Annotated in this window: 8 protein-coding genes; all 8 read left to right on the top strand. The window is 66.3% G+C overall.

From position 1 onward, the window contains the following. Window positions 1–504 precede the first annotated feature (504 nt). The 8 genes from rpoB to tuf all read left to right on the top strand — a co-directional run bounded on the left by rpoB (window position 505) and on the right by tuf (window position 14,094). Window positions 505–3,990, top strand: coding sequence for a DNA-directed RNA polymerase subunit beta (gene rpoB, locus ACWD11_RS02925; protein ID WP_389415433.1), 3,486 nt, complete (start codon window positions 505–507; stop codon window positions 3,988–3,990). Between the two features lie 94 nt (window positions 3,991–4,084). Beyond that, the gene (locus ACWD11_RS02920; protein ID WP_451280869.1) at window positions 4,085–7,984 is read left to right on the top strand and encodes a DNA-directed RNA polymerase subunit beta'; all 3,900 of its coding nucleotides are present in this window, start codon (window positions 4,085–4,087) and stop codon (window positions 7,982–7,984) included. Between the two features lie 167 nt (window positions 7,985–8,151). Beyond that, entirely contained in the window at window positions 8,152–8,760 is a 609-nt protein-coding gene (locus ACWD11_RS02915; protein WP_451280867.1) for a hypothetical protein, read from the top strand. Window positions 8,761–8,899: 139 nt separating this feature from the next. Further along, window positions 8,900–9,418: a DUF1707 and DUF4190 domain-containing protein gene (locus tag ACWD11_RS02910; protein WP_451280865.1), complete on the top strand. Its 519-nt coding sequence runs from the start codon at window positions 8,900–8,902 to the stop codon at window positions 9,416–9,418. A gap of 315 nt (window positions 9,419–9,733) precedes the next feature. Next, window positions 9,734–10,105: a 30S ribosomal protein S12 gene (rpsL, locus tag ACWD11_RS02905; RefSeq protein WP_003948652.1), complete on the top strand. Its 372-nt coding sequence runs from the start codon at window positions 9,734–9,736 to the stop codon at window positions 10,103–10,105. 2 nt (window positions 10,106–10,107) lie between these two features. Next, the gene (rpsG, locus tag ACWD11_RS02900; protein WP_003998848.1) at window positions 10,108–10,578 is read left to right on the top strand and encodes a 30S ribosomal protein S7; all 471 of its coding nucleotides are present in this window, start codon (window positions 10,108–10,110) and stop codon (window positions 10,576–10,578) included. A gap of 39 nt (window positions 10,579–10,617) precedes the next feature. After that, a complete protein-coding gene (fusA, locus tag ACWD11_RS02895) occupies window positions 10,618–12,744 on the top strand; it encodes an elongation factor G (RefSeq protein WP_250070966.1) in 2,127 nt (708 codons plus the stop codon). Between the two features lie 156 nt (window positions 12,745–12,900). Next, window positions 12,901–14,094 (top strand): elongation factor Tu, encoded by a 1,194-nt coding sequence (tuf, locus tag ACWD11_RS02890; RefSeq protein WP_217237702.1) that lies wholly within the window; start codon window positions 12,901–12,903, stop codon window positions 14,092–14,094. The last annotated feature ends 74 nt before the right edge of the window (window positions 14,095–14,168 follow it).

Raw genomic sequence — 14,168 nt, 5'->3', positions numbered from 1 at the left:
GGGTGGTCGCTCTTCTGCGTTCCCGGAGGGGCGGCCGCGGTTGCCTTGCGCCTCAGGTCACGAGGGGTATGGTGATCTTCGTCGTGTCTCCGGACGCCCCCGGTTCTGCCAAGGGGGGCCTTGACGAACCGCACGCAGCGCGCAATTCTCAGGACGCGTCGTCACAACGATCCGAATCCGAGGCATGGATCGACGGCGAAGAGGGCAGTATGAACGTGCATCGAGGGCGTGCATGCCGAGGGCGTTGAGAACGAGGGCGTTGAGGACAACGAGGGTCGCGAACAACCCGCACTGGACATCAGTGTGCCAACTGGCTACACTGACCCTTTGCGCTGCCTGTTAGCTGTCCCCTGCCCGTCACCAGGGGCATGCCCTCGCCCGAGCACAGACGACCGGACCATCCCTGACCTGGCCAAACAGCCAAAAAGGGGAATCTGTCTCTGCGCCCCGGAGTGAGGGGCCGGTACGCGCGTAGTGAGTCCGAGCCCTCGGAAGGACCCCCTCTTGGCCGCCTCGCGCACTGCCTCGACCGCGAATACGAACAACGGCGCCAGCACCGCCCCGCTGCGCATCTCCTTTGCAAAGATCAAGGAGCCCCTCGAGGTTCCCAACCTGCTCGCGCTGCAGACCGAGAGCTTTGACTGGCTGCTCGGGAACTCCGCCTGGCAGAGTCGGGTCGAGGCGGCTCTGGAGTCCGGTCAGGACGTCCCCACCAAGTCCGGTCTGGAGGAGATCTTCGAGGAGATCTCCCCGATCGAGGACTTCTCCGGGTCGATGTCGCTGACGTTCCGCGACCACCGCTTCGAACCGCCGAAGAACAGCATCGACGAGTGCAAGGAGCGCGACTTCACGTACGCTGCCCCGCTCTTCGTGACGGCTGAGTTCACCAACAACGAGACCGGCGAGATCAAGTCCCAGACGGTCTTCATGGGCGACTTCCCGCTCATGACCAACAAGGGCACCTTCGTCATCAACGGCACCGAGCGTGTCGTGGTGTCCCAGCTGGTCCGCTCGCCCGGCGTCTACTTCGACTCCTCCATCGACAAGACGTCCGACAAGGACATCTTCTCGGCCAAGATCATCCCGTCCCGGGGTGCCTGGCTGGAGATGGAGATCGACAAGCGCGACATGGTCGGTGTCCGCATCGACCGCAAGCGCAAGCAGTCCGTCACCGTCCTGCTCAAGGCTCTCGGGTGGACCACCGAGCAGATCCTGGAGGAGTTCGGCGAGTACGAGTCCATGCGCGCCACCCTGGAGAAGGACCACACCCAGGGCCAGGACGACGCGCTGCTCGACATCTACCGCAAGCTGCGTCCGGGCGAGCCCCCCACCCGTGAGGCCGCGCAGACGCTTCTGGAGAACCTCTACTTCAACCCGAAGCGCTACGACCTCGCCAAGGTCGGCCGGTACAAGGTCAACAAGAAGCTGGGTGCGGACGCTCCGCTGGACGCGGGCATCCTGACCGTCGAGGACATCATCTCGACGATCAAGTACCTGGTGAAGCTGCACGCCGGCGAGACCGAGACCACCGGTGACAGCGGCGGCACGATCGTCGTCGAGACCGACGACATCGACCACTTCGGCAACCGTCGTCTGCGCAGCGTCGGCGAGCTCATCCAGAACCAGGTCCGTACGGGTCTGGCGCGTATGGAGCGAGTCGTCCGTGAGCGGATGACGACTCAGGACGTCGAGGCGATCACGCCGCAGACCCTGATCAACATCCGGCCGGTCGTCGCCTCCATCAAGGAGTTCTTCGGCACCAGCCAGCTGTCGCAGTTCATGGACCAGAACAACCCGCTGTCGGGTCTCACCCACAAGCGCCGTCTGTCGGCTCTTGGCCCGGGTGGTCTCTCCCGTGAGCGGGCCGGCTTCGAGGTCCGTGACGTGCACCCGTCTCACTACGGCCGTATGTGCCCGATCGAGACGCCCGAAGGCCCGAACATCGGTCTGATCGGTTCGCTGGCCTCCTACGGCCGGGTCAACGCGTTCGGTTTCGTCGAGACCCCGTACCGCAAGGTCGTCGACGGCCAGGTCACCGACGAGGTGGACTACCTGACCGCCGACGAGGAGGACCGCTTCGTCATCGCGCAGGCCAACGCCACGCTCACCGATGACATGCGCTTCGCCGAGAACCGCGTCCTGGTCCGCCGCCGTGGCGGCGAGGTCGACTACGTCGCCGGTGACGACGTGGACTACATGGACGTCTCGCCGCGCCAGATGGTGTCGGTCGCGACCGCCATGATCCCCTTCCTGGAGCACGACGACGCCAACCGTGCCCTCATGGGCGCGAACATGATGCGTCAGGCCGTGCCGCTCATCAAGAGCGAGTCCCCGCTCGTCGGCACCGGCATGGAGTACCGCTCCGCGGTCGACGCCGGCGACGTGGTCAAGGCCGAGAAGGCCGGTGTGGTCCAGGAGGTCTCCGCGGACTACATCACCACCGCCAACGACGACGGCACGTACATCACGTACCGCCTGGCCAAGTTCGCCCGCTCCAACCAGGGCACCTCGGTCAACCAGAAGGTCATCGTCAACGAGGGCGACCGGATCATCGAGGGCCAGGTCCTGGCCGACGGCCCGGCCACCCAGAACGGCGAGATGGCGCTCGGCAAGAACCTGCTGGTCGCGTTCATGCCGTGGGAGGGTCACAACTACGAGGACGCGATCATCCTGTCGCAGCGCCTCGTGCAGGACGACGTCCTCTCCTCGATCCACATCGAGGAGCACGAGGTCGACGCCCGTGACACCAAGCTCGGCCCCGAGGAGATCACCCGGGACATCCCGAACGTCTCCGAGGAGGTCCTCGCCGACCTCGACGAGCGCGGCATCATCCGGATCGGTGCCGAGGTCGTCGCCGGCGACATCCTCGTCGGCAAGGTCACGCCCAAGGGCGAGACCGAGCTGACCCCCGAGGAGCGCCTGCTGCGCGCGATCTTCGGTGAGAAGGCCCGTGAGGTCCGTGACACCTCGCTGAAGGTCCCGCACGGCGAGATCGGCAAGGTCATCGGCGTCCGTGTCTTCGACCGCGAGGAGGGCGACGAGCTTCCCCCCGGTGTGAACCAGCTGGTGCGCGTCTACGTCGCGCAGAAGCGCAAGATCACCGACGGTGACAAGCTCGCCGGCCGCCACGGCAACAAGGGCGTCATCTCCAAGATCCTGCCCATCGAGGACATGCCGTTCCTCGAGGACGGGACCCCGGTCGACATCATCCTCAACCCGCTCGGTGTGCCGTCCCGAATGAACCCGGGACAGGTTCTGGAGATCCACCTCGGCTGGCTCGCCAGCCGCGGCTGGGACGTCTCCGGCCTCGCCGACGAGTGGGCCCAGCGTCTGCAGGCCATCGGCGCCGACAGTGTCGCCCCCGGCACCAACGTCGCCACCCCGGTCTTCGACGGTGCGCGTGAGGACGAACTCGCGGGTCTGCTGCAGCACACCGTCCCGAACCGCGACGGCGAGCGCATGGTGCTCCCGACCGGCAAGGCGCGGCTGTTCGACGGCCGCTCGGGTGAGCCCTTCCCGGAGCCGATCTCGGTCGGCTACATGTACATCCTCAAGCTCCACCACCTGGTCGACGACAAGCTGCACGCCCGGTCGACCGGCCCGTACTCGATGATCACCCAGCAGCCGCTGGGTGGTAAGGCTCAGTTCGGTGGCCAGCGGTTCGGCGAGATGGAGGTGTGGGCCCTCGAGGCCTACGGCGCCGCGTACGCCCTCCAGGAGCTGCTGACCATCAAGTCCGACGACGTCACCGGCCGCGTGAAGGTCTACGAGGCCATCGTCAAGGGCGAGAACATCCCCGAGCCCGGCATCCCCGAGTCCTTCAAGGTGCTCATCAAGGAGATGCAGTCTCTCTGCCTCAACGTGGAGGTGCTGTCCAGCGACGGTATGTCCATCGAAATGCGTGACACCGACGAGGACGTCTTCCGCGCGGCGGAGGAGCTCGGCATCGACCTGTCCCGGCGCGAGCCGAGCAGCGTCGAAGAGGTCTGACGGGAGTTCGGCGGCCTTCACCAGAAGGCCGCCGGCCCCAGGACCCCCGTATCAGACCCCTAAGACTTACAACCCTGAGAGGGATTGACGCATAGTGCTCGACGTCAACTTCTTCGATGAGCTCCGGATCGGTCTGGCCACCGCTGACGACATCCGTCAGTGGAGCCACGGCGAGGTCAAGAAGCCCGAGACCATCAACTACCGCACCCTCAAGCCCGAGAAGGACGGACTCTTCTGCGAGAAGATCTTCGGTCCGACCCGGGACTGGGAGTGCTACTGCGGCAAGTACAAGCGTGTCCGCTTCAAGGGCATCATCTGTGAGCGCTGCGGCGTCGAGGTGACCCGCGCCAAGGTGCGCCGGGAGCGGATGGGCCACATCGAGCTGGCCGCCCCGGTCACGCACATCTGGTACTTCAAGGGCGTCCCGTCGCGCCTCGGCTACCTGCTGGACCTGGCTCCGAAGGACCTCGAGAAGGTCATCTACTTCGCGGCGTACATGATCACGTACGTCGACGAGGAGCGCCGCACCCGCGACCTGCCCTCCCTGGAGGCGCACGTCTCCGTCGAGCGGCAGCAGGTCGAGAACCGGCGCGACGCCGACCTCGAGGCCCGCGCCAAGAAGCTCGAGTCGGACCTGGCCGAGCTGGAGGCCGAGGGCGCCAAGGCCGACGTGCGCCGCAAGGTGCGCGAAGGTGCCGAGCGGGAGATGAAGCAGCTGCGCGACCGTGCGCAGCGCGAGATCGACCGTCTCGACGAGGTGTGGACCCGGTTCAAGAACCTCAAGGTCCAGGACCTCGAGGGCGACGAGCTGCTCTACCGCGAGCTGCGGGACCGCTTCGGTACCTACTTCGACGGCTCGATGGGTGCCGCGGCGCTGCAGAAGCGCCTGGAGTCCTTCGACCTCGAGGAGGAGGCCGAGAGGCTCCGCGAGATCATCCGTACCGGCAAGGGCCAGAAGAAGACCCGTGCGCTGAAGCGGCTGAAGGTCGTGTCTGCCTTCCTGCAGACCTCCAACAGCCCCAAGGGCATGGTCCTCGACTGCGTCCCGGTCATCCCGCCGGACCTTCGCCCGATGGTGCAGCTGGACGGTGGCCGCTTCGCGACCTCCGACCTGAACGACCTGTACCGCCGGGTGATCAACCGCAACAACCGTCTGAAGCGCCTGCTCGACCTGGGCGCTCCGGAGATCATCGTCAACAACGAGAAGCGCATGCTTCAGGAGGCCGTTGACGCCCTCTTCGACAACGGTCGTCGTGGTCGCCCGGTCACCGGTCCCGGTAACCGCCCGCTGAAGTCCCTCAGCGACATGCTGAAGGGCAAGCAGGGTCGTTTCCGGCAGAACCTGCTCGGCAAGCGAGTCGACTACTCGGCGCGTTCCGTCATCGTCGTCGGCCCGCAGCTGAAGCTGCACCAGTGCGGTCTGCCCAAGGCCATGGCGCTGGAGCTCTTCAAGCCGTTCGTGATGAAGCGCCTGGTCGACCTGAACCACGCGCAGAACATCAAGAGCGCCAAGCGCATGGTGGAGCGCGGCCGCACCGTCGTGTACGACGTCCTCGAAGAGGTCATCGCCGAGCACCCGGTGCTGCTGAACCGTGCCCCCACCCTGCACCGCCTCGGCATCCAGGCCTTCGAGCCGCAGCTGGTCGAGGGCAAGGCCATCCAGATCCACCCGCTCGTCTGCACCGCGTTCAACGCGGACTTCGACGGTGACCAGATGGCCGTGCACCTGCCGCTGTCCGCGGAGGCGCAGGCCGAGGCCCGCATCCTGATGCTGTCCTCGAACAACATCCTCAAGCCCGCCGACGGCCGTCCGGTGACGATGCCGACCCAGGACATGGTCCTCGGTCTGTTCTTCCTCACCACCGACGGTGAGATGCGGAACGTCAAGGGTGAGGGCCGCTCCTTCGCGTCCGTCGCCGAGGCGATCATGGCGTTCGACGCGGGCGAGCTCTCGCTCCAGTCGCCGATCGACATCCGCTTCCCGGTGGGCACCATCCCGCCGCGTGGCTGGATGCCGCCGGTGCGGGAGGAGGGCGAGCCGGAGTGGCAGCAGGGCGACTCGTTCCGGCTGCGGACGACCCTGGGCCGCGCGCTCTTCAACGAGCTGCTGCCCGAGGACTACCCGTTCGTCGACTACGAGGTCGGCAAGAAGCAGCTCTCCGAGATCGTCAACGACCTCGCCGAGCGCTACCCCAAGGTCATCGTGGCGGCGACGCTGGACAACCTGAAGGCGTCCGGCTTCTACTGGGCGACCCGTTCCGGTGTCACCGTGGCCATCTCCGACGTCGTCGTTCCCGAGGCGAAGAAGGAGATCGTCAAGGGCTACGAGGCGCAGGACGAGAAGGTCCAGAAGCAGTACGAGCGCGGTCTGATCACCAAGGACGAGCGCACGCAGGAGCTCATCGCGATCTGGACCAAGGCGACCAACGAGGTCGCCGAGGCGATGAACGACAACTTCCCGAAGACCAACCCGATCTTCATGATGGTGAACTCGGGTGCACGAGGCAACATGATGCAGATGCGTCAGATTGCCGGTATGCGTGGTCTGGTGTCGAACGCGAAGAACGAGACCATCCCGCGTCCGATCAAGGCGTCCTTCCGTGAGGGCCTGTCCGTGCTGGAGTACTTCATCTCCACGCACGGTGCCCGTAAGGGTCTGGCGGACACCGCCCTGCGTACCGCCGACTCGGGTTACCTGACCCGTCGTCTGGTGGACGTCTCGCAGGACGTGATCATCCGCGAGGAGGACTGCGGCACCGAGCGCGGTCTGAAGCTGAAGATCGCCGTGCGCGGCGCGGACGGCGTCCTGCGCAAGACGGACGACGTCGAGACCAGCGTCTACGCCCGCATGCTCGCCGAGGACGTCGTCATCGACGGCAAGGTGATCGCGCCGGCCAACGTGGACCTGGGTGACGTGCTCATCGACCAGCTCGTGCACCACGGTGTCGAGGAGGTCAAGACCCGCTCGATCCTCACGTGCGAGTCCCAGGTGGGCACCTGCGCCATGTGCTACGGCCGCTCGCTGGCCACCGGCAAGCTGGTCGACATCGGTGAGGCGGTCGGCATCATCGCCGCCCAGTCCATCGGTGAGCCCGGTACCCAGCTGACGATGCGTACCTTCCACACCGGTGGTGTGGCCGGTGACGACATCACCCAGGGTCTGCCCCGTGTCGTCGAGCTCTTCGAGGCCCGTACGCCGAAGGGTGTCGCCCCGATCTCCGAGGCCTCCGGCCGCGTGCGGATCGAGGAGACCGAGAAGACCAAGAAGATCGTCGTCACCCCGGACGACGGCAGCGACGAGACGGCGTTCCCGATCTCCAAGCGTGCCAAGGTCCTGGTCCGCGAGGGCGACCACGTCGAGGTGGGCCAGCAGCTCACCGTGGGTGCCACCAACCCGCACGACGTGCTGCGCATTCTGGGTCAGCGTGCCGTCCAGGTCCACCTGGTCGGCGAGGTCCAGAAGGTCTACAACTCGCAGGGTGTGTCGATCCACGACAAGCACATCGAGATCATCATCCGGCAGATGCTGCGCCGGGTGACGATCATCGAGTCCGGCGACGCCGAGCTGCTGCCCGGCGAGCTGGTCGAGCGCTCGAAGTTCGAGACCGAGAACCGTCGTGTGGTCCAGGAGGGCGGTCACCCGGCCTCCGGTCGTCCGCAGCTCATGGGTATCACCAAGGCCTCGCTGGCCACGGAGTCCTGGCTGTCGGCGGCGTCCTTCCAGGAGACGACGCGAGTCCTCACGGATGCGGCGATCAACGCCAAGTCCGACTCGCTCATCGGCCTCAAGGAGAACGTCATCATCGGTAAGCTCATCCCGGCCGGTACGGGTCTGTCCCGCTACCGCAACATCCGGGTCGAGCCGACCGAGGAGGCCAAGGCCGCGATGTACTCGGCCGTCGGCTACGACGACATCGACTACTCGCCGTTCGGCACCGGCTCCGGCCAGGCCGTTCCGCTGGAGGACTACGACTACGGTCCGTACAACCAGTAAGCGAGTCGCTTGAGGCGAAGGGCGGCCACCCACACGGGTGGCCGCCCTTCGGCGTGTTCGAGCCCGGCGTGCGAGTGATCGTGCGGTGCCGCCCGGCGGGTCCGCACCGGTCGCCCTGCCGCTGTGCGAGGTTGGCCCGGACCCGGCCCGGTGGAAGCGGAGGCGACATGACGTCAGCGATGGTCAGGCTGTTCGCCGCAGCGGCGATGACGGCGGTGCTGGCGGCCTGCGGGGGCGGCGGCGAGGGCGCCGACCCGGGCCAGGAGCGGACGCGGCCCACGGGGGCCGAGGAGAACGGCACGGCGGCGACCGGGGACGCGGAGAAGGACCGGCCGGCCTCGATCTTCCCGGGCAGTGACTCGCGGGGCGGTTCCGGGACGGCGGTCAAGCTCCCGCGGACCGAGGTGGGGGAGTCCACCCGGGGGGAGGTGCACGTCGTGGGGTCGAGCGGGGAGAAGCCCAAGCCGCTGCAGGGGGTCACGGGGGAGATCGACGGCGCGGAGCTCGCGTTCATCCAGAAGTGCCTGGGCGAGGTGCCGCCGGAGGGCTGCGATGTGATCTTCCAGGTCACTCCGACCGAGGCGGGCCCCTACAGCGGGGAGCTGACCTTCACGATGGAGGACGGGTCCACCGTCACCGCCCCCGTCTCCGGGGAGGCGACGGGAGGGGGGACCACTACCTCCGAGGCGCCCGTCGGGCCGAGCACCACCGCGCCGACGCCGGGCACGCCCTCCGACGTGGTGCCCACGGCCGAGGGCGAGTTCGACCTTCCCTGAGCGCCGCCGGGCGCCATCACCTTCGCCCTGCTCTGCTGCTCGGGGGTGTCTCCGGGTTTTCTCCGGGGCCGCACCCTGTGCCGGGAATGCCGGTTCGGCGCATGATGGAGGAACTCCGGCCGGTACGGGGAGGTGCTCCATGACGCAACCGGTGTGGCCGTCCTGGCAGGGCGGCAGTTCTTCGATGCTCGCCTCGCACGCCGACCGTGAGCGTGCCGTGGATGTGCTGAGGGCGGGGTTCGGCGAGGGGCGGATGGAGCAGCCCGAGTTCGAGAAGCGGGTTGCGCGGGCGTATGCCGCCCGTACGGTGGGGGAGCTGGGTCTGCTGGTCGCCGACCTGCCCAACGGCCCTGTGCCGCAGCCGGTGCCCTTCCTGGCCGTACCGCACCCGGCGCCCTATTACGCCGTACCGCGGCCGCGGACCAACGGGAAGGCGGTCGGGGCGGGCGTGTGCGGGCTGCTGTGTCTGGTCAGCTTCGGGCTCACCGGCATACCGGCGGTCGTCCTGGGGCACTCGGCCCGCGCCGAGATCCGGCGGACCGGCGAGGGCGGTGACGCGCTGGCGCTGACCGGGCTGGTGCTCGGCTGGCTGTCCACGGCCGGCTGGGTGCTCGTGCTGACGCTGCTGATGGTGGCCGCGGCCGTGTCCGGAGCGTAGAGCCCGACGATCGATCTCGTGGATTCGAAGATCAATCGCGGCGGACGGTCTTGACATGACACGTGCCGAGATGTGAGCGGGCCTCATTTGTTTTGACCGCAGCGAATGAGGTAGGTACGCTCAGACCTTGTGCCTGGGGTGTGCCCTGGCTCTCGTGCGTGCCTTCAAACCGCATAGCGAGCTGTGAGTGGCCACCGTAATCTGTGCTCTTTTCGCCTTGCGGCGGGAGTCCGCCGGATTCGACACACCCGACCGCGTGGGTCGGAGACGTTCCAGGTTAGCTTCACCATTCGGCACACAGAAACCGGAGAAGTAGTGCCTACGATCCAGCAGCTGGTCCGGAAGGGCCGGCAGGACAAGGTCGAGAAGAACAAGACGCCCGCACTCGAGGGTTCTCCTCAGCGTCGCGGCGTCTGCACGCGTGTGTTCACGACCACCCCGAAGAAGCCGAACTCGGCCCTGCGTAAGGTCGCGCGTGTGCGTCTGACCAGCGGGATCGAGGTCACCGCTTACATTCCGGGTGAGGGACACAACCTGCAGGAGCACTCCATCGTGCTCGTGCGTGGTGGCCGTGTGAAGGACCTGCCGGGTGTTCGCTACAAGATCATCCGAGGTTCGCTTGACACCCAGGGTGTCAAGAACCGCAAGCAGGCCCGCAGCCGCTACGGCGCCAAGAAGGAGAAGTAAGAATGCCTCGTAAGGGCCCCGCCCCGAAGCGCCCGGTCATCATCGACCCGGTCTACGGTTCTCCTCTGGTGACCTCCCTCATCAACAAGGTGCTGCTGAACGGCAAGCGCTCCACCGCCGAGCGCATCGTCTACGGCGCCATGGAGGGCCTGCGCGAGAAGACCGGCAACGACCCGGTCATCACGCTGAAGCGCGCTCTGGAGAACATCAAGCCGACCCTCGAGGTCAAGTCCCGCCGCGTCGGTGGCGCCACCTACCAGGTGCCGGTCGAGGTCAAGCCCGGCCGCGCCAACACGCTGGCGCTGCGCTGGCTGGTCGGTTACTCCCGCGCCCGTCGCGAGAAGACCATGACCGAGCGTCTGCTCAACGAGCTCCTCGACGCCTCCAACGGCCTCGGTGCCGCTGTGAAGAAGCGCGAGGACACGCACAAGATGGCCGAGTCCAACAAGGCCTTCGCGCACTACCGCTGGTAGTCGCAGTCCACATCGAGACCGAGAGAAGACTGAAGCCTTATGGCTACCACTTCGCTTGACCTGGCCAAGGTGCGCAACATCGGCATCATGGCCCACATCGACGCGGGCAAGACGACCACCACCGAGCGGATCCTGTTCTACACCGGCGTTTCGTACAAGATCGGTGAAGTCCACGACGGCGCTGCCACCATGGACTGGATGGAGCAGGAGCAGGAGCGTGGCATCACGATCACGTCTGCTGCGACCACCTGCCACTGGCCGCTCGAGGACAACGACTACACCATCAACATCATCGACACCCCGGGGCACGTCGACTTCACCGTTGAGGTGGAGCGCTCCCTGCGTGTGCTCGACGGTGCCGTGACGGTGTTCGACGGTGTCGCCGGTGTCGAGCCGCAGTCCGAGACGGTGTGGCGTCAGGCCGACCGTTACGGCGTGCCGCGCATCTGCTTCGTCAACAAGCTGGACCGGACCGGCGCGGAGTTCCACCGCTGCGTCGACATGATCTCGGACCGCCTCGGTGCGCAGCCGCTGGTCATGCAGCTTCCGATCGGTGCCGAGGCCGACTTCAAGGGCGTCGTGGACCTGGTCCGCATGAAGGCGCTCGTGTGGTCCGCCGAGGCCGCCAAGGGCGAGATGTACGACGTCGTCGACATCCCGGCCACGCACACCGAGGCTGCCGAGGAGTACCGCGGCAAGCTGATCGAGGGCGTCGCCGAGAACGACGAAGAGATCATGGAGCTGTACCTGGAGGGCCAGGAGCCCACCGAGGAGCAGCTGTACGCCGCGATCCGTCGCATCACCATCGCGTCCGGCAAGTCCAGCGACACCACGGTCACCCCGGTGTTCTGCGGCACCGCGTTCAAGAACAAGGGCGTCCAGCCCCTGCTCGACGCGGTCGTGCGCTACCTGCCGACCCCGCTCGACGTCGAGGCCATCGAGGGCCACGACGTGAAGGACCCCGAGCTGGTCGTCAAGCGCAAGCCGTCCGAGGACGAGCCGCTGTCCGCCCTTGCGTTCAAGATCATGAGCGACCCGCACCTCGGCAAGCTCACCTTCGTCCGGGTCTACTCGGGCCGCCTGGAGTCCGGCACCTCGGTGCTGAACTCCGTCAAGGGCAAGAAGGAGCGCATCGGCAAGATCTACCGCATGCACGCGAACAAGCGTGAGGAGATCGACGCGGTGGGCGCCGGCGACATCATCGCCGTGATGGGTCTGAAGCAGACCACGACCGGTGAGACGCTGTGCGACGACAAGGCCCCGGTGATCCTGGAGTCCATGGACTTCCCGGCGCCGGTCATCCAGGTCGCCATCGAGCCCAAGTCCAAGGGTGACCAGGAGAAGCTGGGTGTCGCCATCCAGCGTCTCGCGGAGGAGGACCCCTCCTTCCAGGTTCACTCGGACGAGGAGACCGGCCAGACCATCATCGGCGGTATGGGCGAGCTGCACCTCGAGGTGCTGGTCGACCGTATGCGCCGTGAGTTCAAGGTCGAGGCCAACGTTGGTAAGCCGCAGGTCGCCTACCGTGAGACGATCCGCAAGGCCGTCGAGCGCGTGGACTACACCCACAAGAAGCAGACCGGTGGTACCGGTCAGTTCGCGAAGGTGCAGATCGCGATCGAGCCGATCGAGGGCGGCGACGCCTCGTACGAGTTCGTGAACAAGGTGACCGGTGGTCGTATCCCGAAGGAGTACATCCCTTCGGTCGACGCCGGTGCGCAGGAGGCCATGCAGTTCGGCATCCTCGCCGGGTACGAGATGACGGGCGTCCGCGTCACGCTTCTCGACGGTGCCTACCACGAGGTCGACTCCTCCGAGCTCGCGTTCAAGATCGCCGGATCGCAGGCCTTCAAGGAGGCCGCGCGCAAGGCCAGCCCTGTGCTCCTCGAGCCGATGATGGCCGTAGAGGTCACCACGCCCGAGGACTACATGGGTGAGGTCATCGGTGACATCAACTCCCGCCGTGGCCAGATCCAGGCCATGGAGGAGCGGGCCGGTGCCCGCGTCGTGAAGGGCCTCGTGCCCCTCTCGGAGATGTTCGGTTACGTCGGCGACCTGCGCAGCAAGACGTCCGGCCGGGCCAGCTACTCCATGCAGTTCGACTCCTACGCCGAGGTTCCGCGGAACGTCGCCGAGGAGATCATCGCGAAGGCCAAGGGCGAGTAACGCACCGCGTTCGCACGCTTTAGGCTTGACTCCGGAGCCTCAGGGGGCAAACACCCGTAAAAGCAGGTGTTTGTCCCAGGACCCCGGACTTTCCAGCAAAGATCACCTGGCGCCGATGAAGTAAGGCGTACCAGAACCACTCCCAGGAGGACCCCCGTGGCGAAGGCGAAGTTCGAGCGGACTAAGCCGCACGTCAACATCGGCACCATCGGTCACATCGACCACGGTAAGACGACCCTCACGGCCGCCATTACCAAGGTGCTGCACGACGCGTACCCGGACCTGAACGAGGCCTCGGCCTTCGACCAGATCGACAAGGCTCCTGAGGAGCGCCAGCGCGGTATCACCATCTCGATCGCGCACGTCGAGTACCAGACGGAGACGCGTCACTACGCCCACGTCGACTGCCCCGGTCACGCGGACTACATCAAGAACATGATCACGGGTGCTGCCCAGATGGACGGCGCCATCCTCGTGGTCGCCGCCACCGACGGCCCGATGCCGCAGACCAAGGAGCACGTGCTCCTGGCCCGCCAGGTCGGCGTTCCGTACATCGTCGTCGCCCTGAACAAGGCCGACATGGTGGACGACGAGGAGATCCTGGAGCTCGTCGAGCTCGAGGTCCGTGAGCTCCTCTCCGAGTACGAGTTCCCGGGCGACGACCTGCCGGTCGTCAAGGTCTCGGCGCTCAAGGCGCTCGAGGGCGACAAGGAGTGGGGCCAGTCGGTCCTGGACCTGATGGCCGCCGTCGACGAGGCGATCCCGACCCCCGAGCGTGACGTCGACAAGCCGTTCCTCATGCCCGTCGAGGACGTCTTCACGATCACCGGTCGCGGTACGGTCGTCACCGGCCGTATCGAGCGTGGTGTCCTGAAGGTCAACGAGACCGTTGACATCATCGGCATCAAGCAGGACAAGACCACCACCACGGTCACCGGTATCGAGATGTTCCGCAAGCTGCTCGACGAGGGCCAGGCCGGTGAGAACGTCGGTCTGCTCCTCCGTGGCATCAAGCGCGAGGACGTCGAGCGCGGCCAGGTCATCATCAAGCCGGGCTCGGTCACCCCGCACACCGAGTTCGAGGCGCAGGCCTACATCCTGTCCAAGGACGAGGGTGGCCGCCACACGCCGTTCTTCAACAACTACCGTCCGCAGTTCTACTTCCGTACGACGGACGTGACGGGCGTTGTGACCCTCCCCGAGGGCACGGAGATGGTCATGCCGGGCGACAACACTGAGATGAAGGTTGAGCTCATCCAGCCCGTCGCCATGGAGGAGGGCCTGAAGTTCGCCATCCGTGAGGGTGGCCGGACCGTGGGCGCCGGCCAGGTCACCAAGATCAACAAGTAAGCTTGTTGATTGACCTGGTAGCTCCAGCCGTATAGCTGAGCTCCTTGAAGGGGCCCGTACGACTTCGGTCGTAC

It is taken from the genome of Streptomyces sp. NPDC002776 (assembly GCF_053592195.1).
Note: the sequence above shows the minus strand (reverse complement) of the source record. Positions and strands in the feature narration are given on the sequence as shown.

What these genes read in the sequence shown, in the direction of transcription:
- ACWD11_RS02915 (WP_451280867.1), top strand. Translation starts at nt 8,152, where the DNA reads ATGACGTCAGCGATGGTCAGGCTGTTCGCCGCAGCGGCGATGACGGCG.
- ACWD11_RS02910 (WP_451280865.1), top strand. Translation starts at nt 8,900, where the DNA reads ATGACGCAACCGGTGTGGCCGTCCTGGCAGGGCGGCAGTTCTTCGATG.
- rpsG (WP_003998848.1), top strand. Translation starts at nt 10,108, where the DNA reads ATGCCTCGTAAGGGCCCCGCCCCGAAGCGCCCGGTCATCATCGACCCG.
- fusA (WP_250070966.1), top strand. Translation starts at nt 10,618, where the DNA reads ATGGCTACCACTTCGCTTGACCTGGCCAAGGTGCGCAACATCGGCATC.